The 26893-nt window shown below is 45.7% G+C and carries 23 protein-coding genes and 2 tRNA genes; 11 read left to right on the forward strand and 14 right to left on the reverse strand.

The genetic code is table 11. The features are described from left to right. The first annotated feature begins 30 nt into the window (after nt 1–30). Nucleotides 31–897, forward strand: a complete 867-nt coding sequence (gene galU, locus FTW16_RS03155; protein ID WP_146490026.1) for a UTP--glucose-1-phosphate uridylyltransferase GalU — start codon at nt 31–33, stop codon at nt 895–897. Nucleotides 898–1043: 146 nt separating this feature from the next. On the opposite strand, the gene wecA is transcribed toward galU, so the two are convergent. Further along, on the reverse strand, nt 1044–2108 hold the full coding sequence (gene wecA, locus FTW16_RS03160; protein WP_146490027.1) for a UDP-N-acetylglucosamine--undecaprenyl-phosphate N-acetylglucosaminephosphotransferase: 1065 nt from the start codon (nt 2106–2108) through the stop codon (nt 1044–1046). 372 nt (nt 2109–2480) lie between these two features. On the opposite strand from wecA, the gene gpmM reads away from it, so the two are divergent. Then, on the forward strand, nt 2481–4013 hold the full coding sequence (gene gpmM / locus FTW16_RS03165; protein ID WP_146490028.1) for a 2,3-bisphosphoglycerate-independent phosphoglycerate mutase: 1533 nt from the start codon (nt 2481–2483) through the stop codon (nt 4011–4013). Nucleotides 4014–4149: 136 nt separating this feature from the next. Here gpmM and FTW16_RS03170 read toward each other — a convergent pair whose 3' ends face one another. After that, a complete protein-coding gene (locus tag FTW16_RS03170; RefSeq protein ID WP_146490029.1) occupies nt 4150–5493 on the reverse strand; it encodes an MATE family efflux transporter in 1344 nt (447 codons plus the stop codon). Nucleotides 5494–5902: 409 nt separating this feature from the next. Between FTW16_RS03170 and FTW16_RS03175 the strand changes: the two genes are divergently transcribed. From FTW16_RS03175 to FTW16_RS03190, 4 genes are all read left to right on the forward strand, one after another. Continuing rightward, a complete protein-coding gene (locus FTW16_RS03175; protein WP_004741353.1) occupies nt 5903–6193 on the forward strand; it encodes a co-chaperone GroES in 291 nt (96 codons plus the stop codon). Nucleotides 6194–6244: 51 nt separating this feature from the next. Then, the gene (gene groL / locus FTW16_RS03180; protein WP_081230126.1) at nt 6245–7891 is read left to right on the forward strand and encodes a chaperonin GroEL; all 1647 of its coding nucleotides are present in this window, start codon (nt 6245–6247) and stop codon (nt 7889–7891) included. A gap of 344 nt (nt 7892–8235) precedes the next feature. Then, on the forward strand, nt 8236–8793 hold the full coding sequence (locus FTW16_RS03185; protein ID WP_009847923.1) for a VC2662 family protein: 558 nt from the start codon (nt 8236–8238) through the stop codon (nt 8791–8793). Nucleotides 8794–9044: 251 nt separating this feature from the next. Continuing rightward, nucleotides 9045–10523 carry a sensor domain-containing diguanylate cyclase gene (locus FTW16_RS03190; RefSeq protein WP_081230125.1) on the forward strand — a complete coding sequence of 493 codons (1479 nt, stop codon included), beginning with the start codon at nt 9045–9047 and terminating at the stop codon, nt 10521–10523. Nucleotides 10524–10647: 124 nt separating this feature from the next. Here FTW16_RS03190 and FTW16_RS03195 read toward each other — a convergent pair whose 3' ends face one another. The 3 genes from FTW16_RS03195 to epmB all read right to left on the reverse strand — a co-directional run bounded on the left by FTW16_RS03195 (nt 10648) and on the right by epmB (nt 12823). Then, entirely contained in the window at nt 10648–11136 is a 489-nt protein-coding gene (locus FTW16_RS03195; protein ID WP_048607785.1) for an MgtC/SapB family protein, read from the reverse strand. 105 nt (nt 11137–11241) lie between these two features. Continuing rightward, nucleotides 11242–11787 (reverse strand): prepilin-type N-terminal cleavage/methylation domain-containing protein, encoded by a 546-nt coding sequence (locus tag FTW16_RS03200; RefSeq protein WP_146490030.1) that lies wholly within the window; start codon nt 11785–11787, stop codon nt 11242–11244. 13 nt (nt 11788–11800) lie between these two features. Then, nucleotides 11801–12823: an EF-P beta-lysylation protein EpmB gene (epmB, locus tag FTW16_RS03205; RefSeq protein WP_146490031.1), complete on the reverse strand. Its 1023-nt coding sequence runs from the start codon at nt 12821–12823 to the stop codon at nt 11801–11803. 33 nt (nt 12824–12856) lie between these two features. Here epmB and efp point away from each other — a divergent pair, with 33 nt between their 5' ends. Beyond that, on the forward strand, nt 12857–13423 hold the full coding sequence (gene efp, locus FTW16_RS03210; RefSeq protein WP_019822013.1) for an elongation factor P: 567 nt from the start codon (nt 12857–12859) through the stop codon (nt 13421–13423). A 357-nt stretch (nt 13424–13780) separates the two neighbouring features. Here the strand turns inward: efp and frdD are convergent, their stop codons facing one another. The 4 genes from frdD to frdA are packed head-to-tail and all read right to left on the reverse strand — an operon-like array spanning nt 13781 to nt 17152. Beyond that, nucleotides 13781–14167, reverse strand: a complete 387-nt coding sequence (gene frdD / locus FTW16_RS03215; protein ID WP_017067166.1) for a fumarate reductase subunit FrdD — start codon at nt 14165–14167, stop codon at nt 13781–13783. A 12-nt stretch (nt 14168–14179) separates the two neighbouring features. Further along, the gene (frdC, locus tag FTW16_RS03220; protein WP_135385105.1) at nt 14180–14563 is read right to left on the reverse strand and encodes a fumarate reductase subunit FrdC; all 384 of its coding nucleotides are present in this window, start codon (nt 14561–14563) and stop codon (nt 14180–14182) included. Between the two features lies 1 nt (nt 14564). After that, nucleotides 14565–15329: a succinate dehydrogenase/fumarate reductase iron-sulfur subunit gene (locus FTW16_RS03225; protein ID WP_009847917.1), complete on the reverse strand. Its 765-nt coding sequence runs from the start codon at nt 15327–15329 to the stop codon at nt 14565–14567. Next, a complete protein-coding gene (frdA, locus tag FTW16_RS03230; RefSeq protein WP_081230121.1) occupies nt 15329–17152 on the reverse strand; it encodes a fumarate reductase (quinol) flavoprotein subunit in 1824 nt (607 codons plus the stop codon). The genes FTW16_RS03225 and frdA overlap by 1 nt, the downstream gene beginning before the upstream one ends. 451 nt (nt 17153–17603) lie before the next feature. On the opposite strand from frdA, the gene epmA reads away from it, so the two are divergent. Then, nucleotides 17604–18575, forward strand: a complete 972-nt coding sequence (gene epmA, locus FTW16_RS03235; protein WP_081230120.1) for an elongation factor P--(R)-beta-lysine ligase — start codon at nt 17604–17606, stop codon at nt 18573–18575. Between the two features lie 114 nt (nt 18576–18689). On the opposite strand, the gene FTW16_RS03240 is transcribed toward epmA, so the two are convergent. From FTW16_RS03240 to rsgA, 5 genes are all read right to left on the reverse strand, one after another. After that, nucleotides 18690–19577: a DMT family transporter gene (locus FTW16_RS03240; RefSeq protein WP_146490032.1), complete on the reverse strand. Its 888-nt coding sequence runs from the start codon at nt 19575–19577 to the stop codon at nt 18690–18692. 171 nt (nt 19578–19748) lie between these two features. Continuing rightward, on the reverse strand, nt 19749–21629 hold the full coding sequence (locus FTW16_RS03245) for a methyl-accepting chemotaxis protein (protein ID WP_146490033.1): 1881 nt from the start codon (nt 21627–21629) through the stop codon (nt 19749–19751). A gap of 284 nt (nt 21630–21913) precedes the next feature. Then, a complete protein-coding gene (locus FTW16_RS03250; RefSeq protein WP_146490034.1) occupies nt 21914–23329 on the reverse strand; it encodes an SLC13 family permease in 1416 nt (471 codons plus the stop codon). A 320-nt stretch (nt 23330–23649) separates the two neighbouring features. Next, nucleotides 23650–24561 (reverse strand): archaetidylserine decarboxylase, encoded by a 912-nt coding sequence (gene asd, locus FTW16_RS03260; RefSeq protein ID WP_081230115.1) that lies wholly within the window; start codon nt 24559–24561, stop codon nt 23650–23652. A 125-nt stretch (nt 24562–24686) separates the two neighbouring features. After that, a complete protein-coding gene (gene rsgA / locus FTW16_RS03265) occupies nt 24687–25742 on the reverse strand; it encodes a small ribosomal subunit biogenesis GTPase RsgA (protein WP_048663217.1) in 1056 nt (351 codons plus the stop codon). 150 nt (nt 25743–25892) lie between these two features. Here rsgA and orn point away from each other — a divergent pair, with 150 nt between their 5' ends. The 3 genes from orn to FTW16_RS03280 all read left to right on the forward strand — a co-directional run bounded on the left by orn (nt 25893) and on the right by FTW16_RS03280 (nt 26823). Continuing rightward, the gene (orn, locus tag FTW16_RS03270) at nt 25893–26438 is read left to right on the forward strand and encodes an oligoribonuclease (protein ID WP_017055371.1); all 546 of its coding nucleotides are present in this window, start codon (nt 25893–25895) and stop codon (nt 26436–26438) included. A gap of 180 nt (nt 26439–26618) precedes the next feature. Continuing rightward, nucleotides 26619–26694: transfer RNA gene (locus FTW16_RS03275), tRNA-Gly, on the forward strand. 53 nt (nt 26695–26747) lie between these two features. Beyond that, a tRNA-Gly gene (locus FTW16_RS03280) sits at nt 26748–26823 on the forward strand. Nucleotides 26824–26893: the final 70 nt, after the last annotated feature.

A 26893-nucleotide genomic window follows, 5' to 3' on the forward strand; every position in this document is an offset into this window, starting at 1 on the left:
GTCAGTTAATAACACATAAGAATTTAAATAATGATCAAACACTGCTTATTCCCCGCAGCCGGTTATGGCACGCGCTTTTTACCTGCGACTAAATCCATGCCAAAAGAAATGATGCCCATCGTTAACAAGCCGCTTATTGAATATGGCGTTGACGAGGCGATCCAAGCGGGCATGACCAGCATGGCCGTTGTTACTGGCCGTGGCAAAAGCTCATTAATGGATCACTTTGATAAGAATTATGAGCTTGAGCACCAAATCCAAGGCACCAATAAAGAGCCTTTACTCGATGATATTCGCTCTTTGATTGATTCAGCTCAGTATACGTTTATTCGCCAACGTGAAATGAAAGGGCTAGGGCACGCAATATTAACCGGTAAAGAGTTAGTGGGTGATAACCCATTTGCGGTTGTTCTGGCTGATGACCTTTGCATTAATGATGACCAAGGCGTGCTAGCACAAATGGTCGCGCTGTACCGTCAGTTCCGCTGCTCTATTGTTGCGGTGGAAGAAGTACCAGAATCGGAAACCCACAAGTACGGTGTGATTGCCGGTGAGCACTTAAGTGATGATCTGATTCGCATTACCGATATGGTTGAAAAGCCTGAGCAAGGTACAGCGCCAAGTAACCTCGCGATCATTGGTCGCTACATCTTAACCCCAGACATCTTCGATATTTTGGAAGACACTCAACCGGGTAAAGGCGGCGAAATCCAAATTACGGATGCGTTGTTAGAGCAAGCCCAAAAGGGTTGTGTGATTGCGTATAAGTTTAAAGGTAAGCGTTTTGACTGTGGAAGCGTCGATGGTTATATCGAAGCGACAAACTACTGTTATAAGAATGTTTACTTGAAAGGCAACAAAGCTGAAATAGATCAAACTGCAACTGAAAAGGTGTAGTTGTTGGATTTACAACATTGATACTTTAGACATAAAAATGGCCAAGTTCATATTCTGAATTTGGCCATTTTTGTTTCTGCTGTTCACGATAAATCTTTTGTTACGCTAACGAAATTTCACATCGAAAATTAGCTTTCTAGTGAGAATTAATACACTTTCTCAGGGAGGTTACGCCAACTTCTAATCCAGCTTGTGATACGCCAAACATAGCTCATGGCTACAGTGTATGAAGCAAAACACATCATAAACAGGATGAACATGGTCGATTCAGCAATCTCTAGGAACTCTCCGTAGATACCGAACCCTGCAAAGCTACTTGCGATCAAACAAATGATGGCCAGAGTTTGTCGTGACGTAAAACCAAGGCGCTGGAAAATGTGGTGTAAATGCTCTCTGTCGGGTTTGAATGGAGAATCACCGCGGCGTACACGTCTGAACATGATTGCGGCCATATCCATCAGCGGCACCGCAATTAGCCACAATGCCGTAATCGGTCGCATCATGGTTTCTAATGGGTCTTGGCTGGCACCTAACAGTAACCAAATCACGGTAAAGCCAATCATCATGCTGCCAGCATCGCCCATAAAGACTTTACGCTCTCGCCCAAGAATACCAAGATTCATCATGATATAAGGAACGGTTGCGACAATGAACACCACGCACAAATACGCTAAGCCGTGTTGGCTGTCGACTTGAAGTAAAATGGCGATACCGCCAAAGGTCACAATAGCAAGCCCACCTAATAAGCCATCAATACCATCGACCATATTGAACGCGTTAATCGCGCCAATCACCGCGAGTATCGTTACTGCTGGGCTAAGAAACCCTAAATGCAGGTCGCCAGTACCAAATAGGTTGCCAATGTTTTCTAATCGAATATCGGCGAAATACATCATGCAGATTGAGAGAATCGCTTGCACCACCAGTCGTATTTTGAAGCTAATGTCGAACTTGTCATCAAGCGCCCCGATAATAATCAGCGCAATGACAGAAGCTAAAAAGAGTGGGCTATGCGGGATGACGTCTGGGTGGGTAACGATGAACTGGCTAATGGTTAAGCTGATCGCTATCCCTCCCACCAATGGGATCGCGCCACTGTGCAGTTTTCTTTCATTTGGTTTATCCACTAAGCCAATGGATTTTGCCACTTTTCTCATCAAAAAGAGTGAGGAAAAGGAAAAGAAACCAACAAATGATAGCTCTAATAACATGATTAACTCTAGCCAATGTTTTGTATGAATTTTAATTGCGTGCATCTTACGTTAAAATTATCAATATGTACACTCAGTTGAGTATGTTTTGTTCGTCATGTTTTGAGTGTGACATCGGTTTTCAGTATGTAAAATTGTGTTAATTAAGAATGATTACTGCGATGTGTTTTCTTGGATGATTTCTAACTCTTCATAGATGACTTAAACACAGAATTAGATGCCATAAACACAAAATGACATTTTTTTTCACATCCGATCCGCCTACCTGCGACGTTTCTTGATCTTCCGCTACAGTTTTGACTGTAAACTGTAGTAAAATTACGCTAATTTGTTTTTATACCGATTTATTTTGAATTGAACGAGGTCAGTCCTATGTCAGCTAAGAAGCCAATGGCTCTAGTGATCCTTGACGGTTACGGTTACCGTGAAGACAACCAAGACAACGCTATCGCGAACGCTAATACACCTGTATTAGACGGTCTTATTGCTAACCAACCTAACACGCTAATCTCGGCTTCTGGCTTAGATGTAGGCCTACCAGATGGCCAAATGGGTAACTCTGAAGTGGGTCACACCAATATCGGTGCGGGTCGCGTGGTATATCAAGATTTAACGCGTATCACTAAATCAATCGCAGACGGTGAATTCGGTCAAACTGAAACACTAGTGAATGCTATCGATAAAGCAGTAAAAGCGGAGAAAGCGGTTCACATCATGGGCCTTATGTCTCCAGGTGGCGTTCACTCTCATGAAGATCACATCTACGCGGCCGTTGAAATGGCAGCAGAGCGTGGCGCAGAAAAAATCTACCTACACGCTTTCCTAGACGGTCGTGATACACCGCCACGTAGCGCAGAAAACACATTAGCTCGTTTCCAAGAGTTGTTCGCTAAACTAGGCAAAGGCCGTGTGGCTTCGCTTATTGGTCGTTACTACGCAATGGACCGTGATAACAACTGGGATCGCGTTCAAGAATCTTACGACCTGCTTACTCAAGCGAAAGGTGACTTCACGTTTGATACAGCGGTTGCTGGCCTAGAAGCGGCTTACGCTCGTGACGAAAACGATGAGTTCGTGAAAGCGACTGAAATCAAAGCGGAAGGCGAAGAGTCTGCCGCTATCGTTGATGGCGATGCGGTTATCTTCATGAACTACCGTGCTGACCGTGCTCGTGAAATCACACGTGCGTTTGTGCCTAGCTTCGACGGTTTTGAGCGTAACGTATTCCCAGCGATCGATTTCGTGATGCTGACTCAATACGCTGCAGACATCCCACTTCTTTGTGCATTCCCACCGGCTTCTCTAGAGAACACCTACGGTGAATGGCTATCGAAAGAAGGCAAAACGCAGCTACGTATCTCTGAAACAGAGAAATACGCGCACGTGACGTTCTTCTTCAACGGCGGTAAAGAAGACGAGTTTGAAGGCGAAGAGCGTCAGCTTGTTGCTTCTCCAAAAGTAGCAACTTACGATCTACAGCCAGAAATGAGCGCACCAGAGCTAACTGAAAAGCTTGTTGCAGCAATCAAAGGCGGCAAATACGACGCTATCGTGTGTAACTTCCCTAACTGTGACATGGTTGGCCACACGGGCGTTTACGATGCAGCGGTTAAAGCGGTAGAGTCTTTAGACGAATGTCTGGGTAAAGTAGTTGAAGCAATCAAAGAAGCCGATGGCCAACTACTTATCACTGCTGACCACGGTAACGCGGAAATGATGGTAAACCCAGAAACGGGCGGCATCCACACGGCGCACACTAACCTACCAGTGCCACTTATCTACGTAGGTAGCAAAGACGTTGAGTTCAAAGAAGGCGGCAAGCTGTCTGACCTTGCACCAACGATGCTTTCTCTGTCTGGTATCGCAATCCCGGCTGAAATGTCAGGTGACGTGATCGTTAAGTAATTACTGTTTTAGATAAATAGTTTTAACTTTCATCGAATACTAGAACGGCTGCACGCGAGTGTGGCCGTTTTTTTGTATCTGGAATTTGAGTATAGATACGGGATGCGAGTAAACGAGATGCGAAGAGCTTAAGAGCTTACTCGCATCTCTCATCTGCTTTCCTCCTCACACGAAGCGCAAAGCAATATCCTGAAATTCCACCCATGATGTTCCCTAAGGCTAGGCCTATAAACAGCCCTTCGACGCCATCAATCTGGCTACCTATCCAAGCGAATGGAAGAGTAAATACAAACAGGCGCATGAAGCTCCACTGAAAGGCTTTGAGTGGTTGATGCATCGCATTCATCGCACTAATCAGCATCATTACAATACCTTGGAAGCCATAGCTAAATGGGACAACTAACAGGTAATGCCACAAGATGCCTCGCACGGATTCTTCTTGAGAAAATAGGGCGGCTAATGGGATGCTCAATGGCACCATCATTAAGAAAATCAAACCTTGGAACATCACAGCAAAGCGCATACTGAGAAATAGTGCCTTAAAGCTTCGTTGAGGGTTGTTTGCGCCAAAGTTCTGCGCCATAAAAGGCGTAAGGGCAGAGGTCAGAGACATCAACACGATGATCAAAATCGATTCAATACGCTGGGCAGCTCCGTAAGCCGCCACGGCTTCGGTTCCTTGTTTGGCAAGCATCATCATTATAATGGCGCCAGCAAGTGGATTGAGGGCATTGGAAAGGGCTGCGGGTGTGCCAATGGTTAAGATCTGTTTCCAGTCATCGATGAGGTTTTTTAGTTTGGGCGGAGCAAGCAGTTTTTCTCGTATGGTTAACACATACAGTGAGCCACACAACGCACCAAACCAACTGAATCCGCTAGCAATGGCTGCGCCTTGAATTCCTAACTCCGGGAAAGGCCCGTAACCGAAGATCAGCAGCGGATCGAGAATGCCGTTAATCAGGCCGGCCAGCATCATGATCTTCGCGGGTGTTTTGGTATCGCCACTGGCTCGTATCGCGCTGTTGCCCGCCATAGGAATAACAAGTAATGGAATGGCTAAATACCAGACTGTCATGTATTCAGATATTAGTGGCAGTAACTCTGGTTCTGCCCCCAATAAGGCAAACATGGGTTCAAGTGTTACAAGCCCCAGAGTTGATGCAAAACCGACAAGAAGCACCGCAAGTAATAAACCGTGACAAGTAAAGCGAGCCGCATTTTGCGCGCAACCTTGGCCAAGTAACCGCCCGATGCACGTTGATAAGCCAATGCCTATTCCCATGGTAATGCAGTTGATGGCAAAGGTGATAGGGAAGGTGAAGCTCACCGCTGCAAGGGCTTGTGTGCCCAGTAATGAGATAAAGAAGGTATCGACGAGGTTAAACATCAAGATCGCCACCATACCGAATATGGTCGGTATGGTCATGGTACGCAATGTACTCTCAATAGGAGCGGTTAATAGCCCGTGCTTATCTTGCATGCAAAACGCCGATAGAATCTAAAAGCGTAGGATAAACAGATGTGGGCGGGAAGGGAAGAAAAGCAGATGCGAGTAAACGAGATTCGGGATGCGAAGAGCGGGAAGAGCTGGAAGAGCAGATACAAATAATTAGATGAGGGTAACGGGATGCGAGATACGAAAAGCAAAAACAAAGAAGGTGATTCTTCTCTTTCTCCGCTTTAAGCTCTTCGCTACTCATTTACTCGCATCTCGTATCTGCCTTTAAGTTCTTCGTTACTCGTTCACTCGCATCCCGAATCTGCTCTTTCGATCACAATTTTTCTCTTTCACCCCTTGGGATCTTCCGCATCGCCCCAACATACTCTTTAACCCCATGCCAATCGTGGCAACTATCAAATTAAATGGAAATTATCAGGAGATCTGACCGATGAATATCCGTCCTCTACACGACCGAGTTATCGTTGAGCGCCAAGAAGTTGAATCTAAATCTGCTGGTGGCATCGTTCTAACTGGTTCTGCCGCTGAAAAATCAACTCGCGGTGTAATTCTAGCTGTTGGCAAAGGCCGCATTCTAGAAAACGGTTCAGTACAACCATTGGACGTTAAAGTTGGCGACACTGTTATCTTCGCTGAAGGCTACGGCACTAAGTCTGAAAAAATCGACGGCAAAGAAGTTCTGATCATGTCTGAAAACGACATCATGGCGATCGTTGAGTAATCCGACCCATAAACCTGAACTGACTGAATAAAGAATTTAAAGGAAATAAAGATGGCTGCTAAAGACGTTAAATTTGGTAACGACGCACGTATTAAAATGCTAGAAGGTGTAAACGTTCTGGCTGACGCGGTAAAAGTAACGCTAGGTCCTAAAGGCCGTAACGTTGTTCTAGATAAATCATTTGGCGCACCAACGATCACTAAAGATGGTGTTTCTGTTGCACGTGAAATCGAACTTGAAGACAAGTTCCAAAACATGGGCGCACAAATGGTTAAAGAAGTGGCCTCGCAAGCGAATGACGCAGCGGGCGACGGTACAACAACAGCAACCGTTCTTGCTCAAGCAATCATCACTGAAGGCCTAAAAGCCGTTGCTGCTGGCATGAACCCAATGGATCTTAAGCGTGGTATCGACAAAGCGGTTATCGCAGCAGTTGAAGAGCTAAAAGGCCTTTCTGTTCCATGTGCAGATACTAAAGCTATCGCGCAAGTAGGTACTATCTCTGCAAACTCTGACGCGACAGTAGGTAACATCATTGCTGAAGCGATGGAAAAAGTAGGCCGTGATGGCGTTATCACAGTCGAAGAAGGTCAGGCTCTGCAAGACGAACTAGACGTAGTAGAAGGTATGCAGTTCGACCGCGGTTACCTATCTCCTTACTTCATCAACAACCAAGAAGCAGGTTCTGTTGATCTAGAAAGCCCATTCATCCTTCTTATCGACAAGAAAGTATCAAACATCCGTGAACTTCTTCCGACTCTAGAAGCGGTTGCTAAAGCATCTCGTCCACTTCTAATCATCGCTGAAGATGTAGAAGGCGAAGCGCTAGCGACTCTAGTTGTGAACAACATGCGCGGCATCGTGAAAGTGGCGGCTGTTAAAGCCCCTGGTTTCGGTGACCGTCGTAAAGCAATGCTTCAAGATATCGCTATCCTAACGGGCGGTACGGTTATCTCTGAAGAGATCGGTCTAGACCTTGAGAAAGTAACGCTAGAAGATCTAGGTCAAGCTAAGCGTATTACTATTACTAAAGAAAACTCAACCATCATCGATGGTGCGGGCGAAGAAATGATGATCCAAGGTCGTGTTTCTCAAATTCGTCAACAAATCGAAGATGCAACGTCTGACTACGACAAAGAGAAACTTCAAGAGCGCGTAGCGAAACTAGCTGGCGGTGTTGCAGTAATCAAAGTGGGCGCTGCGACTGAAGTTGAGATGAAAGAGAAGAAAGACCGCGTTGAAGATGCACTTCACGCAACTCGCGCTGCTGTTGAAGAAGGTGTGGTTGCTGGTGGTGGTGTTGCACTTATCCGCGCTGCATCTAAAGTTGCTGGCCTTGAAGGTGACAACGAAGAGCAAAACGTAGGTATCCGTGTTGCACTACGTGCAATGGAAGCGCCAATCCGTCAAATCACTAAGAACGCGGGTGATGAAGAATCAGTGGTTGCTAACAACGTTCGTGCTGGCGAAGGTAACTACGGTTACAACGCGGCTACTGGCGAATACGGTGACATGATTGCAATGGGTATCCTAGATCCAACTAAGGTAACTCGCAGCGCACTTCAGTTCGCAGCATCAGTTGCTGGTCTTATGATCACAACAGAAGCGATGATCACTGATAAGCCACAAGATTCTGGCCCTGCAATGCCTGATATGGGTGGCATGGGCGGTATGGGTGGCATGGGCGGTATGATGTAATCATCCCCCTTTCTCGTAACAGAGAAAGCCATACATAGGCTTTGAAAGATATAAGCTTTAAAGCGGAGACTTCGGTCTCCGTTTTTTTTTGCTCTTCGCATCTCGTTTACCCGCATCTCGTATCTCTCATTTTTTCTTCCCTTATCCGCTCTTTGCCTTTCGCATCTGGTTTACTCGAATCCCGCATCTGCTCTTAACCATTGCTCTTTATGGTTTAGCGGCTTATATTCAACAGTACAGTTATGACATTGATCTAACATGGATAGCTGTTGAATAAAGGATAATAAATGCTTGATTGAAAATGGATTAATCAAGTCAACAATAAGTCAGTGGAGACTCCCCCAATGAAAAAACTACTTTCAGTATTAGCTGTGTCGGCAGCGGTAATGGCACCAGCGGCATTTGCTTCATCGCCAGTTATGTTTTCAACGATCAACGGCTTCAACGCACCGGATTCAGATGCGGTTGGCGGTGTACGTTTAGCTCTGCTTCACGGACAAGTAAACGACCTTAAAGGTGTCGATCTTGCGGTTGTTGGTATGTCTGAGACGCAAACAACAACAGGTGTGAACTTGGGTATCTTCGGTGCATCAAAAGTGAACCAAGAAATGACCGGCGCATCTCTAGGTTTCTTCAACTGGAACACGGGTAAAACAACCGGTGTTAACCTTGGTGCAGTGAACATTACCAATGATGTAAAAGGCGCGAACGTGAGTTTCGTCAACTACTCAGAAGGTAACACTATGGTTGATGTTGGTGCAGCGAACCTTTCAGAAGTGTCCACGGTTCAGGTTGGTATTTTCAACAAAACCAACAAAATCGAAGGCGTGCAGATTGGCCTGATCAACTGTGCTGATAACGGTTTCTTCCCGTGCTTCCCGATTGTAAACTTTGCTAAATAACGCTGCCGTTTAGCCTTTGGTTTTACTATTGGCGACTTTTAGTTAGCGCATTAGCTTTTAGTTACGAATTAGCTTTTAAGGCTAAGTTTCTCAACGCCTAAACCCTTGTTTAGGCGTTATTACATTCAATGCCACTTCCTCGATAAACTTCTTCAAATTACCCAATAAGCATGTTGTTTTATATTTGTTGTTGCGATGTTTTAATTTATAAGTACAATGTGCGATAAATTTCCAATGATGATTTATATGCTTTGATTAACCACCATACCGTCGATTTTAAAAAGGCTTTCTTAGGCCTGACCGCCAGTTTTTTAGTAGTTTTGAGCTTGTTGCTCGTTGATTCAGCGGAAGAATCAGATAAACAGTATGGAATGGAAAACCAAGGCGTGACACGCTCTTTAGTGGAGCTCACACAGATCATAAATGCGCTTGAGTACAACATCACGGCTCTTTATCCACTGCATGGGGATACCTATGTATTCTCGCATGACAAAAAGATCGAAGGTGAGACGTGCTACTTTACCAGTGAGGAGCAACATGCCCCTCGTTTTGATTTTATGTTCTCTGGCCCTCGCGAGATGTGCAACCCGAAATCGGACCTTTATGCCGAAGCGGGTAAGCGCTTGTTCATCGCACCGACCATGGCTTATTTTGCCAATACCATTGATACCATCTCTGCGATTTACTTCATTTCAAAAGAGAAGTTCATCATATCTTCACCTTCTGACTTTGCCAGTTACATCAAGGGCGACACCTTTGATTCGGTTGTGAATAGCAGGCCTTATTGGGTGAATACGATTCGTTTTGGCTTAGCTCAAGGTCAAGACCAGGTGGTGTATACCGGCCAGTACGATGACTACCTGACAGGTCAGAAAGTGGTGACCTTAACCAAAGGGATCTACGTTAATGGCGAATTCAAAGGGGTGTTGGGTGTGGATGGGTATGTCTCTAATCTCGTATCGAACCCTACCCATGGCTATCAAGTGACGAGTACGCGAGGCGCAAACAAATACGGGTTTATGGATTTTACCTATTCCAAGCCTCTGTATGTTGGTGACATTAACACTCAGTTGTATCTGAGTATTGAAGAAGATAAGAGCGAGCACTTTCTGCATGTATTGGAGATGGAGAAGATTCAACTTTCGATACTCTTGATTTTGTATCTGCTCTCAGTTTTATGGTTATGGCGCTTCTATACAAGACAAGAACACCAGCGTTTAAATGACCTAGCAATGCGCGACCCATTAACTGGCTTGTTGAATCGACGTGGTTTTGAAGCTCGATTACTGGCTCAGGATGAAGAGCCTATTATTGGTGTTGGCGTGTTTGATATCGATGATTTCAAAGTCGTTAATGATCAATATGGCCATAAAGTGGGGGACGAGGTGATTTGCCATGTTGCTCAGTTGATGCTGAACAGCGTTAGACAGCAAGATATCGTGGCTCGATTTGGTGGTGAAGAGTTTGTTGTTGCGATTACGGGGGAATCATCAGAGTTGCTTTCGTCGATCTTTGAGCGAATTCAAAACGACATTAGCCTACAGAGTTATCGATGCCCTACGGGTGACAAGATTAGTGTTTCAGTATCTGGTGGCGCGACGCTCTACTCTCTGTATAAGTTCGACAGTGTTGGGCATCTATGGAAAAACCAGAGTATTCGTTCGTCTGATGAGCAGCTCTATAAGGCAAAGGCAGCGGGTAAGAATCAGGTGTGTATTCAGGTGTATTAAGCGCTTTTGTACAAACTCAAAGCCTAGTCATTTGACTAGGCTTCTTTTTTTGTCTCTAAGGAATTGTCTCTAAGTAATTGTGTCTAAGCAATTGTCTCTAAGAAATTGCACCTAAGATTAGAGATTATTTTTTCACGCGACCTTTTCGCATCCACTTCTGATGAACACCACGACGCAGGCTTTGGAAGCTGTTTTCCACCTTATCGACACCAAGCAGAATTACTAGCGCCATTAGCGTGATAATGACCGATTGGGAAAGGTGACCAAGTGCGATCATCATACCTAATGCAGCGAGTACCCAGATAATCGCGGCTGAAGTGACACCATGAATCTTTCCATCCAGTGTCATCATTACTCCAGCGCCAAGGAAACCAACCCCAGTAATGATCTGACCAAGCACACGAGCTTGATCGAGCGTGTTAGGGGAAAGGCTAATCGCCATGGTGAGGAAGAAATAGGTACCGCTGATGATCAGAATCGATGTCCTGATTCCGACCGGTTTGCCGCGTGTTTGCCTTTCGATGCCGATTAACGAACCACACAGCATGCATACTGCAAGGCCTGCCCAGCTAAAGGGGGCAAGGTTGAGAGTTTGTTCTATAAATTGTGTCATATCACCCCTCCTAAAAATTTAGAATAGAGCTGAGTATGCTAATAATAGACCGGACGATCGAACAAAAACTTTTTGTCTTAACGATTGATAAAGATGACGTAAAATCTAACAGCCGTCTGTTGTTAAGGTGAAGACAGGTGTCGTGGTCTCAGTCGCTTCTTGATATTCAAGGTAACAGTTATCAGCCTGCTTTTTTCGGCTCGAAGGTGCATAAAGAATAATGCCATCGTGCGCGTCTGTGTTGGTAAAGAACCAGTCAGCTCTACCTGTATCCCAAACCGCATCTAAGAAAGTGGATTCGATAAGGTGTGCCCAGGCTTGATCATTCATCGCCGCAGGATAACCGTAAGCCACCAATATATCGTCGCCCTCAACATTTACTGACGCACTCGCTGCTTTATCTAAGCCTAATGCTGATGTCTTACCATAAAGCATAGCACTTGCACCCTCCATTCCGCCTTTAAGGCCGTTTAATGTCGAAATACGAGCATCGGTTTGAAGGTTGAGGAACTTCGAAGCGGCCGTTACAGACACAATACCCAGAATCACGATCACCACGACCAACTCGATGATGGTGAAACCTTTTGAGTTGAACTTAAGCGCTTGACGGGATGTGGTTGCTGGGGGAGCAACTGAAGTATTGTGTTTCATTGATACAACTTCTCTATTCAATGTGGAGGTCGAGTGGCGTCTTGCTGCTGCGTCCACCAATCTCACGAGTTAACTTAGGCACCAAGTAGCCAGAAACCTCAGAGATTAGCCCTTTAAAATGATGCTTCGCTTCTTCATCAGAAATATAAAAATGAGCAGCGCCCTGAACTTTATCAAGTACATGCATATAGTAAGGTAAAACGCCGGCATCGAATAGTTTTTCGCTTAATTCTTTCAAGGAGTTAGCGCTGTTGTTCACCCCTTTAAGCATCACGCCTTGGTTAAGCAGAGTCACACCACTTTGCTTCAGCTTATGAAAGGCTTTTTTGAGCTCTAAGTTAATTTCGTTGGCATGATTAATATGGCTCACCATGACCACATTGAGGTGAGTTTGCGCTAACAATTGGCACAGTTCATCCGTCACTCGAGCGGGGATCACAACCGGTAATCGGCTATGAATTCGAACGGTTTTGACATGTGGGATTTGTTCGATAGCACTGATAAGCCATTCTAGTTCGCTGTCTTTTGCCATCAGTGGATCGCCACCCGATAAGATAACCTCGTTGATCTCTGAGTGAGCAGCCACATAGTCGAGGCTGGTTTGCCACACCGACTTTGAGCCCTTGTTATCTTGATAAGGAAAATGACGACGGAAGCAGTAGCGGCAGTTAATTGCACAGCCACCTTTCACAATCATCAATGCGCGATTTTTGTATTTGTGCAGTAAGCCTGGAATCGCGTTGTCTTGCTCTTCTAAGGGATCAGCGGAATAGCCTTGGTGCACCTCAAACTCTTCACTTAGCGGTAAAACCTGTCTTAGCAATGGATCGTGTGGGTTGCCTTTTTCCATTCGTTCGACAAAGCTAAGGGGTACCCGAAGTGCAAATAACTCACGAGCAGCGAAGCCTGCTTGCCACGGTGTTGGGTCTATTTCCAATGCCTCAAGCAGTTTTGTCGGGTCAGAGATCGCATTCGATAGTTGTTTGAGCCAGTTTTGCTCAACAGATTCGACTTTTCGGGTTATGATATGCGGCATTGAAATTAACTCAAAGATGTGGAAGAGAAAATCATGGCGTCAGTAAGCACCAATGAATTCAAAGGCGGTTTAAAATTCATGTTAGATAACGAGCCTTGCTCAATTATCGACAATGAATACGTTAAGCCAGGTAAAGGCCAAGCGTTTAACCGTGTAAAACTTCGTAAACTGCTGTCAGGCAAAGTGTTAGAGAAAACATTCAAATCAGGCGAAAGCTTTGAGCTTGCAGATGTTGTTGACGTTGAACTAGGCTACCTATACAACGATGGCGAATTCTACCACTTCATGAACAACGAAACATTTGAGCAAATCGCAGCAGACGTAAAAGCAGTCGCTGACTCAGCAAAATGGTTAGTTGAAAATGACGTTTGTACTCTAACGTTGTGGAATGATAACCCTATCACTGTTACTCCGCCAAACTTTGTTGAGATCGAAGTAACTGAAACCGATCCTGGCCTTAAAGGCGACACACAAGGTACTGGCGGTAAGCCTGCAACTCTAGCAACAGGCGCGGTAGTTCGCGTACCTCTATTCATCGCTATCGGTGAAGTTGTTAAAGTTGATACTCGTACTGGCGAATACGTTGGTCGTGTGAAGTAATTTGATTGTGCCCATCCTATTTTGGGATGGTTCAGTGAAATAGAAAAGGTCGCTCATGAGCGACCTTTTTTGTATCTGGAGATCGGGGAAGAGCGGAAGAGGAAGATACGCGTAAACGAGATGCGGGATACGAAGAGCTTGAAGAGCAAGAGCGAGTTAGAGGATAAGAGATTCGACAAGCAATAAAAAAGCAGAACAAGATAACCCTGCTCTGCTTCTAGTATTTTCGCTCTTAAGCTCTTCGATACTCGATTACTCGATTACTCGATTACTCGATTACTCGATTACTCGAATCCCGAATCTGCTTTTAAGCTCTTCGCATCTCGATTACTCGAATCCCGTATCTGCTCTTAGCTGTTAAATCATAAAGATGAAAATAACAGACAATGCGCTGATTAGGCCTGCAACGAAGTAGCAGCCCACTTTACCCGCAACGCCGACATGGAACTTAAGGTCGTGCATGCCGTGGTGAAGACGGTGCATTGCGTGCCACATTGGCAGTGCTAGCGTACCGATGATGAATAGTGCACCGATAATGCTGGTGGCAAATTCAGACACACGTTCGTAGCTCATTGCGTCCGCATCGATGATGCCCATTGGCACTAAGATACCGAGTACTAAGATCGTGATTGGTGTGATCATCGCGAACCAAGTACCGCCAGCGCCAAATAGGCCCCACCAGATTGGCTCATCAGAGCGTTGTGGGTTGTGGTTAACAGGTTTTACTTTGTAATTTGTGTTCATAACGAAAGCTCCTTACACCACAACAAGAACGATTAAAGAAATAAAAGCCACCGCTGCCCACTGAGTCAGTACGATGATTCTTTTATCTACCAATTTGCCTTTAAGGCGGATTGGCATTACTTGAGGCATCATGCTGAAGAAGGTCTGAGCGTGCAGTAAGCTGCCAAGCAGTGCCACGATGTTGATACCAACAATGATAGGGTTAGCCATAAAGCTCAACCAACCAGCCCAAGCTTCAGGGCCTTTCACTAGTGCACCCAAACCGAAGGTTAGGAACAGAGTGAACAGAATCAAAGGCAGTACAGTCGCTTCACGTAGCATGTAGAAGCGGTAGAACGGATGGTTGCTCCACCATGTTCTCTTCATCTCACGAACATAAGGCTTACGATTGCTCATATTATGCCTCCTCTGCTGTTTTTACTTGCGATCCATCAGGCTTGAACATCGAAATAACGAAGTCCATTGAAGACTCAACTTTGCCTTGGTTTACTGCCGCTGCTGGGTCTACTTTCTTCGGACATACGTCAGAACAGTAACCTACAAACGTACAGCCCCAAGCGCCGTTGTCACCATTGATAAGCTTCATGCGTTCAGCTTTACCATTGTCACGGCTATCTAGGTTGTAGCGGTGAGCAAGAGCAAGTGCCGCAGGGCCGATGAACTCAGGGTTTAGACCAAACTGAGGACACGCTGCGTAACACAAACCACAGTTGATGCAGCCAGCGAACTGTTTGTACTTCGCCATTTGCTCTGGAGTTTGGATGTTAGTGCCGTCTTCTGGCTTGCGGTCGTTACCAATGATGTATGGCTTGATTGCTTCAAGGCGTTCGATGAACGGCGTCATGTCGACAATCAAATCTTTCTCGATTGGGAAGTTAGCCAAAGGCTCAATCTTGAAGCCGTTCGGGTAATCACGTAAGAAGCTCTTACACGCCAGTTTTGGCACGCCATCAACCATGATGCCGCAAGAACCACAAATCGCCATACGACAAGACCAACGGTAAGACAGGTCTTTATCTAGGTTGTCTTTGATGTAACCGATCGCATCAAGTACTGACATGGTTTCATCAAACGGCACTTCAAAGGTTTGAAAGTGAGGTTCTGCGTCGTGCTCTGGATCATAACGCAGGATTTCAATTTTTTGGATTCGATTCGCTGACATTATGCTTGCTCCTCTTCGCTCTTCTTAGCATTCTCTTCTGCTGCTTTTTCAGCGGCAGCGGCTTTCTCTGCAGCTTCACCGTACAGACGAGCTTTAGGTTGAGATTTGGTGATCTTAACGCCGCTGTAGTCGATGGTTGGTGCTGCATCTTCGTTGTAGAAAGATAGAGAGTGTTTCAGGAAGTTCACGTCATCACGTTCTGTGCAGTTGTCGTCTAGACGTTGGTGTGCACCGCGAGACTCTTTACGAAGGATCGCTGAGTGAACCATCGCTTCTGCAACTTCAAGGCCGTAACCCACTTCGATAGCGTAAAGTAGGTCAGTGTTGAACACTTTGCCTTTGTCTTTAATGCTGATCTTCTTGTAGCGAGCTTTCAGTTCAGTGATTTTGTCGATGGTCTTTTGCATCAAGTCTTCTTGACGGTAGATACCACAACCCGCTTCCATGGTGTGACCCATTTCAGTGCGGATGTCAGCCCAGTTCTCATCACCTTCTTGGTTTAGTAGACCTGCGATGCGATCTTCAACCGCTTTAACTTGCTTAGCGATAGATTCTTCATTCCAGCCTTTGAATTCAGCTGCACGTTTCACTGCTTGTTCACCGGCTACGCGACCAAATACTACAAACTCAGCCAGCGAGTTAGAACCTAGGCGGTTTGCACCGTGTAGGCCAACTGAAGCACATTCACCAACGGCGAATAGGCCTTTAATGCGAGTTTCACAGGTACCGTTAGTTTCAATACCACCCATGGTGTAGTGAACGGTCGGACGAATTGGGATTGGCTCTTTTGCTGGGTCTACGTTTACGTACGCTTTTGCCAGTTCACAGATGAACGGTAGACGCTCTTGCAGGTACTCTTCACCCAGGTGGCGAAGGTCAAGGTGTACGACATCACCAAGTGGGTGCTTGATGGTGTTACCTTTCTGCTGCTCGTGCCAGAATGCTTGAGAAACTTTGTCACGAGGACCCAGTTCCATGTATTTGTTCTTCGGCTCGCCCACTGGGGTTTCAGGGCCCATGCCGTAATCTTGTAGGTAACGGTAGCCGTTCTTGTTGACGATGATACCGCCTTCACCACGACAACCTTCGGTCATCAAGATGCCAGTGCCCGGTAGGCCTGTTGGGTGGTATTGAACGAACTCCATATCACGCAGTGGTACACCGTGGCGATAAGCCATTGCCATACCGTCGCCCGTTACGATGCCGCCGTTGGTATTACAGTGGTAAACACGACCTGCGCCACCGGTTGCTAATACAACAGATTTTGCTTTAATCGTAACAAGCTCACCTTCAGACATATGAATCGCGATTAGGCCTTGTACTTCGCCATCTTCAACGATCAAATCCACCACAAAGTACTCATCAAATCGTTTGATTGTGTCGTACTTCATCGAAGTCTGGAACAGAGTATGAAGCATGTGGAAGCCGGTTTTATCCGCTGCGAACCACGTTCTCTCTACCTTCATACCGCCGAATCGGCGTACGTTTACTTCACCGTTTTCTTTACGACTCCATGGGCAGCCCCATTGTTCCATTTGGATCATTTCGCGAGTCGAGTTTTCAACAAAGTATTCAACAACATCCTGTTCACATAGCCAGTCGCCACCGCCAACAGTATCGTTGAAGTGGTTATCTAGGCTATCTTCGTCTTTAATTACCGCTGCTGAACCGCCTTCTGCTGCTACCGTGTGCGAACGCATTGGGTAAACTTTAGAAATCAGTGCTACTTCCAATTCAGGATTAGCTTCAGCTGCTGCAATTGCTGTACGAAGACCAGCGCCGCCTGCGCCGATGACTGCGATATCTGTGGTAATTGTCTTCACAGTTATTCTCCAGTGTGATGCGGAGTATTCCGCTTGTTATTATAAAAAGCTTATTTAGAGAGCAGTAAACGGCATCAACCGTTCATCACCCCTAAGCCTTAAGTGGTAGGTTCAGTGTAAGAGAGGAAGGTATTCGAAAAGTTGATGCATTTGGGTTTTTAGGTCGGTAGTGCATATGGAGGCATAGAATTTATAGGTTATGTGACTGCAATCACGGCAATGAATTGTTGATAACGATTAGCCCACAGGGCTTGTGTTAACGGCTTGTTGAGTATGATTTTTGTTATCAATGTGGATGTGAAAGCTGTATTGATAATTGTATTGTAGAACGTAATTTTCTGGCTTCATTAAAGCAACATTTTGCTTTCATCTATAGAAAGATAGAAGCTTACAAAAGAGGCGAAAGGTGGTAATTTCCGTCGCCTAGAATTCAGTAATATGGAACTTAATAATGCACTCAACATGGCAACCAGCCGCAACCATTAAGCAGTTAAAGCAACGTGCTGATATCCTTAATCAAATCCGTCAGTTCTTTGCTGAACGAAACGTGATGGAAGTGGATACGCCTGCGATGAGCCACGCCACGGTAACGGACGTGCATTTACATACTTTCAAAACTGAATTCGTAGGGCCGGGTTATGCGCACGGTCAGCCCTTGTTCTTTATGACTAGCCCTGAGTTTCATATGAAACGTCTATTAGCGGCGGGCAGTGGCTGTATTTATCAAATTTGTAAGTCTTTCCGGAATGAAGAAAATGGCCGTTACCACAACCCTGAGTTCACCATGTTGGAGTGGTATCGCGTCGGTTTTGATCACCATGACTTAATGGATGAAATGGATTTTCTGCTACAGCAGGTACTTAAATCGAGCTCAGCAGAGCGAATGACTTATCAACAAGCCTTTATCGACGTGTTAGGTGTATGTCCGCTTGAAGATTCGATGGATACGCTAAAACAAGCCGCAGCAAAACTTGGGCTCAGCGACATAGCTGACCCTGAACAAGATCGCGATACCTTGCTGCAGTTGCTGTTTAGCATCGGGGTTGAAGCAAAGATTGGCCAACAGGTGCCAGCCTTTGTTTATGACTTCCCAGCCTCACAAGCGGCATTAGCTAAGATTAACCCCGAGGATTCACGAGTGGCGGATCGCTTTGAGGTGTATTTCAAAGGCATCGAATTAGCTAACGGTTTCCATGAGTTGGATAAACCACAAGAGCAACTCAAGCGTTTTGAAGACGACAATGCCAAACGTATTGAGATGGGCTTATCACCTCAACCGATTGACCATCACTTGATTGAGGCATTAAAAGCGGGTTTACCAGATTGTGCGGGTGTTGCTTTAGGTATCGATAGGCTGATTATGCTGGCTTTGGGTTACGACCACATCGATGATGTGACCGCTTTCCCGTTCCCACGTTCTTAGCTTTTTGCTTTTGTTTTTACTGAGAGTTAATTAACTATTAATTCTCAGCTTCTAATCAGCTTTACTCGCTGACCAGAATACCGGTGCTCTATCTGACCAAAATACCTGTACCCACTAGCTGACCAGAATACCAGTACCCACTACGGCAACAATGGCACCGATCCAAGCGTAGGCATTTGGTCTCTGTTTGGTGTACAGCCAAAGTATTGGTAACAACATGATAGGTGTGGTTGAAGATAACAGAGCGACCATGCCGACATTGCCTTCCTGTAGTGCATACAAGATCAGCGTCATTCCCACCGCCATCGCTAAAAAGCCGTTAACTGCCGTAATCGCAAATATCTGACCATTCATCGGGTTGATTGCGCGTGATAGCTTGGCACCCGTTAAACGAAATGCGGAGTGGGCGACAAAGGCGGTGATCATCCGAATCGCAGAAGCGGCAACCGGGTCGATATTGGTTTGCATCACGGGTTTGGCGATGATGCCACCCAGTGCTTGACAAATCGCAGCTGTAATTCCCAGTGCAACACCAATCCACACGGTGCCTTTAATGGTTTCAAGTTGATTGTTAGTCTGTCCTCGACGACCAAAGAATATCGCGGTTAAGACGCCACTGAACACCAAAGCCGAGCCAATCAGCTCAACAGAAGTCATGCTTTCGCTAAATAGGAAGTAACCGAGAATGGCTGAGAACACGGCGTGACAAGAGAACAGCAAACCCGCTTGGCGCGGTCCCATTCGGTTTAAGCAGGCAAATAGGGCGGTATCACCAATGAATATACCAATCAGGCCAGACAGCATCATCGGCGTGACTAGATTGGCTTCGACAGTTGACCAACCTCCGGTAAACCAAGCCATACTCGATAAGATGATTGCGGTACAACCCATTCGCCAGCGGCTATAGGCGAAAGAACCCAAGTGCTGAGCAGGCTTTACTGACATTAGGCTCGCAATGGCCCAAAGAAAGGCAGCGGCGAGAGCTAACCATTCGAATCCCATCTGAATAACATCCTTGTGTCTGGGATAAATTAGCTCATCAATATGCATCAAACCGAACTGAGAACAAAGTGATTCTTAGCAAAAGCACCACTTTGCTGCTCAATTACCGCCTTGCTCTTCAGTTACTGTTTTGTTCCGGTTATCCGTTTCGCTTGTCTGACTAGCGAAGCTTTATACCTTAAAGCGCTCCACATCTCGGCGCATCGACTCGGCAGCGCTGCTCATCTCATTTGAGCTGTTGCGGCTGCTTTCCGCTTGTTGTGCAAGATCATCAGAGGCATCTTTAATCCCTTGTGTATTACGACTGATGTCTTCGCTCACGGCACGTTGTTCTTCGGCTGCACTCGCTATTTGTAGCGCCATATCGTTGATTTCGGTGATGGCTTGAGTGATTTTAGATAGGCTGCCATGAGCTTGCTCTGCGAAGCCAACACTGTTCTCTGCCAGTTGAGTGCTGGTGGTCATGCTTTCGACAGCATGTTCAGTATTCTTCTGTAACGTATCAATCATCACGCGGATTTCTTCCGTTGAGCCATGCGTTCTTTGGCTTAGTACTCGAACCTCGTCTGCGACAACAGCAAATCCGCGACCTTGCTCACCCGCTCGAGCGGCTTCAATTGCCGCATTCAAGGCCAACAGGTTGGTTTGTTCAGCAATACCTTGAATGGTGGATAGGATCTTGTTGATGCTTTGAGCATTACTCTCTAATTCACGAATCACATTGGCCGCGTCTTCAACTTGAGTCGCGAGGCCAGTAATCGCATCGCGGTTTTGTTGAATAACCTCCTGACCTTCATTACAAGCAGTGGCTGAAGCTTGAGAAGCAGATGCAGTGAGTTCAGCATGGCTAGCTACTTCAGCTGCGGTGGCGGACATCTCATGAATCGCGGTCGCTATTTGATTGATATCGTTTTGCTGATTTTCAACTCGAATGGAGGATTGGGTCGCCAGTTGGTTGGCCTTTTCGGCATGATTGTTGAGATCGTGGCTGTGTTCTATGACGCCTTTCAACATGCTTTGCATCTGGCTTAAGAACTGGTTTACAAGCTCGGCCAGTTTGCCTATCTCATCCATACGCGTGATATCAATACGTTGAGTGAGATCACCTCTACCTTGAGCAAGCTGAGTCAGTGCTTCTGATAAGGTTTGTAATGGAGAAAGCAGGCGGTTGATCACCATTGTGCTCGCAATCGAAATGACGATGTACAAAACCAAAGAGGTTAGGGAGATGAATTGAATCGCGTCAGAGACCGCAGAGAACGCCATTTTCTTATCGATAACAATACCTAACGACCAATCAGTATTCGGGACATTGGCAATGTAGACCAGTTTATCCCCTTGGCCTGGCCAAGTTAGCGTGGTGATCATTTGATCTTGGATCAATTGCGACACTTTGTTTGCAGTGAGTCCTGGGTTCAAACTGGTCAGTGGTTTCTGACTTAGCTCTTCATCAGTGTAGGCAACGATGTTGTTGTTACCATCCACTAAAAACGCAAAGCCATCGTTATCCAGTTTTACATTGAGAACCGTATCAATAATGCTGGTGACGGTTAAGTCTGCTGCGAGGACACCTTGTCTTTCACCGTTGAATGCTTTCGCAAAGCTGATGACAATGCTGCCGTCAAAGTCTTGATAAGGTTCAGTAATGACGAGGTCTGATGTTGCGTTAGCATCTTTATACCAAGGGCGGGTGCGTGGGTCATAGCCTGCTGGCCAATCTTCACCTTTATCGCCATACGCGATAGTGCCATCGCTGAATCCCGCATAAACAGACAAGAATTGCCCAGCTTGTTTGGTGATTAGCAACTCGCGGTCAGAGTTACTACTGCTTGAAATGGTCGGCTCATTAGCAAGCATCATATCGCTGCGAGTAGAGAGCCAATCGGCAATATAATTGGTAGTGCCGACACTGACATTTTTCATTTCTTGGTTGATCGCGACTTCAGTCTCTTGAGTCAGCTGATTAACCGAGATCCATGCCTGAGCGCCACTCACGACGGCAATAATGACCGCAATGGCGATCTGAATTTTAAATTTAATAGTATGTCTCAAGGTCCATTCCTCTCTGATTAGACAATAACCTAACTACAACGACGTACTTGATGGTGAATTGACGTGTCTTTGATGCGTGTATATTGCCGCTGTCTTGATGTTGTTAAATGTGTTTAAAATCAAAAATTTAAAATAAATCATCGTTATTTTTAATAATCCGTGAAGTAGAATCACAATTATCTATCGATCAAAATCGAATAAACCCACCAGGTAGCGAAATCACGATTGCTATCTGGTGGGTTGTAGTGAGGGATTAACGTGCTAGGTGATAATAAGCTAACGTGCTAGGTGATGATAAACAGCGCGAGGTAGACCATTGACAAGCCGACAATTCCTAAGATGATGCCCATCTTCGCCATGTCTTTGCTTTCGATAAGTCCGGTCGAGTAAGCCAGTGAGTTTGGTGGTGTCGATACTGGTAAAATCATACCAAGTGATGCTGAGAAGGCGACCACAACCAGTAAGCCCTGTAGGCCACCAATCGCAACTAGGCTTTCCATCGATGCACCAATCGCAGCGGCTATTGGCATCAGTAAGTTGGCAGTCGCGGTGTTCGACATGAAGTTCGCCATTAACCAACACACGATAGATAACGTCAGTACCACAGCAGCAGGCGAGAGTGATTCATAGTCAATCGCGTGTGCGAGTGCAGCGGCTAAGCCTGTTTTATCCAAGCCAATCCCAATCGCAATACCACCCGCAACCAGCCACAATACATCCCAGTTAATCAGCTTGAGCTCTTCTTTGCCCATGATGCCAGTGAGAGTAAAGACAGCCAGTGGAATGATAGACACTACATAAGTGTTCATGCCATGCAGTTTGGTGGTCATCCACAATAAGATCGTCGCAGCGAAGGTGATGTAAACCACAATCGCTCGCCAGCTCTTTCTGAATTGTCCATCGAGTTTGAGCACCATGTTTTTCTGCTTGGAAGGAAAGATTTTCTGAAGAAGGAACCAAGCTATGGTGAGTTGGATGATCACAAAGGGCAAGCCCATCATCATCCAGCTGAGGAAGTCGATGGTGTTTTCACCCGTTAGGTATTGTAATGCGATGGCATTGGGAGGCGTGCCGATTGGTGTCGCGATACCACCGGTGTTGGCAGCAATTGGAATACACAACACGAGCGCTTTGATCCCCATGTCGCCTCTTGGTGCCGACGCCACGATAGGACCGAGTAGCGCCAGCATCATTACCGTAGTTGCGGTATTTGACATGAACATCGAGAACACGGCGGTGATCAGCATTAAACCCAGCATGATGAAGCGCGGCTCTGTGCCAAATGGCTTGAGTAGCACTCGAGCTAAGTTGTTATCGAGTTCGTACTTGGATGCGGATATTGCAAGAGCAAAACCACCCATGAATAGGATGATTATCGGTGACGAAAATGCACCGAATATGTCGGTATATTTGATTAACTCACCTAGATCGTGTCCTGCGGGTGGATTTCTAAACAGGTGTAAACCTTTATCAGAAATCATTACCAGCTCAAGTGCAATGATCAAAATGGAAGTGGCGAATACCGGAACAGGTTCAAGTACCCACAGTAGAGCTGCCAACAAGAATATCGCCAACAAGCGGTGTTGAATCAGCGTGAGATCATCGATTGGTATTGAATCTATCGGCATGAATAACACGCCTAAGGGAATCGCAAAACAAATCAACAGCTTGACCAGAACGCCAACATTGGGTTTAGGCATGTACAAAGACCCTATGAATAAAATATCTTCAAATAGAGTAAGTTATCTGGATTTTTGGTACTTGGAGACGGATTGTAAAATCGAAAAGTTGTTTAAGGTTTCGACAGTTGTTTTGTTTTTGGTCAATCTTTTATCTGAGCAATTAGAGGCAAGAGTGAGAAGCAACAGCTGGCTGGGCAGGGGTTGAGGATTGAAAGCTTGGATTGTTAGGGCTTGAGTAGGAGACGAATTGGTAGAGTTAAGAAAAAGGCGCGTTCTTCTCTGATATAGAAATAGAAAAAGTAACGCGCCTTTAAAACTAAATGAGTTAACTCAAGCCGTTAAGCTTGGTCAGTGTTCTCTGTTGAATCAACAGCTTCAGTCTCAACTTCTTTACCAGCAATATGCGCGAAAGGGGTACCAAGAACGGTTTTCTCACCATTTTGCATCGTGTCGTCAAATTTGATCGCACCTTTAGCGAACAGGTTGATAACGGTTGAACCAAGCTTAAAGCGGCCCATCTCTTCGCCTTTCTTCAAGATGATTGCGTTATTGCCTTGTGCTGGGTAATCCCATTTGTAAACCGAATTACCGCGAGGTGGCGTGATGGTGCCAGCCCATACTTGCTCAATGCTGCCTACGATCGTTGCGCCAACCAACACCTGTGCCATTGGGCCAAATTCCGTATCGAAGATACAAACGACACGTTCATTACGTGCGAATAGGTTTGGAACGTTCTCTGCCGTTAACGGGTTAACTGAGAAAAGATCACCGGGAACGTAGATCATCTGGCGTAGTGTGCCGTCGCATGGCATATGCACGCGGTGGTAATCACTTGGAGACAGGTAAAGCGTTGCGAATTCGCCGTCTTTAAACTCATCCGCTAGCGCTGCATCACCACCCAATAGCTCGCGAGCTGAGTAGTCATGGCCTTTAGCTTGAATCAGTTGACCGTCAGTAATTGGGCCAAATTGGCTTACACGTGCATCGGCAGGGTGAACAATAACTGACTCACCTTCAGCGATAGGGCGCATGCCATCTTTCAATTCACGCACGAAGAATTCATTGAATGTTTTAAAGTGTTTTGGATCGCTATGCAGAGCTTCATCCATGTTCACTTTGTATTGCTTGATGAACCAGTTGATGATCGCTGTCGTTAAGCCGCCCGCTTTAGCAGACGCAAGTTTGCCGACTAGGCGAGTCAGTCCATGTTGTGGAATCCAGTACTGCAATCCAACTTTAATCTTATCCATTGTATTAATTTTCCAATGCTAATTGTTTTTCAATTAAATCTGTTGATGACGGTTTAGGGCGCGAGATGTTACTTAAATTCGCGCCAATTGTCAGTAAATGCACACATTTGTTCACAAAAACGCGATTAGAGATCGGCTTTTTTGTTGCGTGAATACTGACGGTTATCTTTGTTACTCGCCATGCTTTCAATGATACGGTGGTAGTTGTCGAAACGTAATCGACTGATCTTGCCGTTTTCTACTGCTTCGCGCAGGATACAACCAGGGTCATCGTTGTGTTTACAGTCGCGGAATTTACAACCGCCAAGGTAAGGCTTGAACTCGATGAAGGCTTCAGTGATTTCATCGGCTTCTAAGTGCCATAGGCCGAATTCACGAACTCCTGGTGAATCAATCAGATCACCACCAGAAGGGAAGTGGTATAAACGAGCTGCCGTGGTGGTATGCTGGCCAAGACCTGAGTTCTCAGAGACTTCGCCTTCTTCAATGTCTAGCGTTGGCATTAATGCATTCACTAGGCTTGACTTACCCACACCCGATTGACCAACAAAGATGTTGATACGGTCTTTAAGTTCAGCTTCCAGCTCTTTGATGCCGTAGCCAGACTCTTTACTCACGAACATCACTTTGTAGCCGATCTTCTCGTACTCTTTCAGTGTTTCACGGTATTCAGCAATCTGCTCATCAGTCAGCAGGTCGACCTTATTCAGCACAACAAGTGGCGCGATGTTCACTGTTTCTGAAGCGATCAAATAGCGGTCGATAATATTAAGTGATAGCTCTGGTAGCACTGCCGATACGATAACCATTTGGTCAACGTTCGCAGCAACCGGCTTTAGGCCATCGTAGTAATCAGGGCGAGTCAGCATTGAAGTTCTCGGTTCAACCGCTTCCACAACGCCAGAAATGCCGGCCATGGATTCTAAGCCTGCGCGCCAAGTCACTCGGTCACCAGAAACTAAAGTCTCGATACTACGGCGTAAGTTACAACGATGAACTTCGTTAGTTTCAAGATCTTCGATATCGGCATGTTGGCCAAAGCGCGTAATCACGAGTCCGCTTTTGGTTCCGCCAAGCATGTTCTCATCCCACTGGATAGAATCTTCTTTCTTGAGTCGCTTGTTCTGGTTGCTACGTACACGACGCACTTGACCTTTGGTTAACTTCTTTTTTTTAGCCACAATTTTTCACTTAACACATCTAACTTGATGATTGGGAACTCAAACAGGATGTTGCTGGTACCACGTGATTTCGATGGTCCTAAAGCTAGTTTGAGTATAGTTATTTGGGTATAGTACCTCTTTTACACATAAACAAATAGGCGACGCCTTATGTCCTTTAGCGATCAGAACCTTATTTGGGTTGATCTAGAGATGACAGGACTTGATCCTGAAACTCATAAAATCATTGAAATTGCTACTATCGTTACTGATAGTGAGCTTAACATCCTGGCTGAAGGACCTGTTTTGGCTATTCACCAACCTCAGAGTGAATTGGACAAGATGGACGAGTGGTGTACAACGACGCACACTGGCAGCGGCCTCGTGAAGCGAATTCAAGAAAGCACGGTTTCAGAGCAAGATGCCATCCAACAAACGATTGAGTTTCTTGAAAAATGGGTACCAAAAGGTAAGTCACCGATTTGTGGCAACAGCATTGGTCAAGATCGCCGTTTCCTATACAAGCACATGCCAGAGTTAGAAGAGTACTTCCACTACCGCTATGTTGACGTAAGCACGCTGAAAGAGCTTGCTCGTCGTTGGAAACCTGAAGTGCTAGATGGTTTTTCTAAGTCAGGAAGTCACCTTGCACTTGATGATATTCGAGAGTCGATCGCCGAGCTGCAGTACTACCGAAAAACGATTATTAACATCTAGTCGGATAAAATGATCACGTTTATCTAACTTTTCAGGGACATAAGAGCTAATTTTTTTGCAAATCTGTGTGCTTTTACAGCAGTTGAGTAAAAAGTTTCGTAATTTTGCATTAAGGACTTGCATCACAAAAAAATGCTCTTATAATTCGCAGCCCTGAACGGCGAAAGACGTTTTCAGATTGCGATACTAGCTCAGTTGGTAGAGCGCAACCTTGCCAAGGTTGAGGTCATCGGTTCGAACCCGATGTATCGCTCCAATTTGTAGGTTATGGCGAAAGCGGTAATCGAAAGGTGAAAGACCTTTTATAATGCGATACTAGCTCAGTTGGTAGAGCGCAACCTTGCCAAGGTTGAGGTCATCGGTTCGAACCCGATGTATCGCTCCAAATTAGCCTTTTTAAGGCAAGATTCATTGACTTAAACAATGCATCCGGACGCGGGATGGAGCAGTTTGGT

This window comes from Vibrio sp. T20, assembly GCF_007858795.1.
GTDB lineage: Bacteria > Pseudomonadota > Gammaproteobacteria > Enterobacterales > Vibrionaceae > Vibrio > Vibrio satsumensis.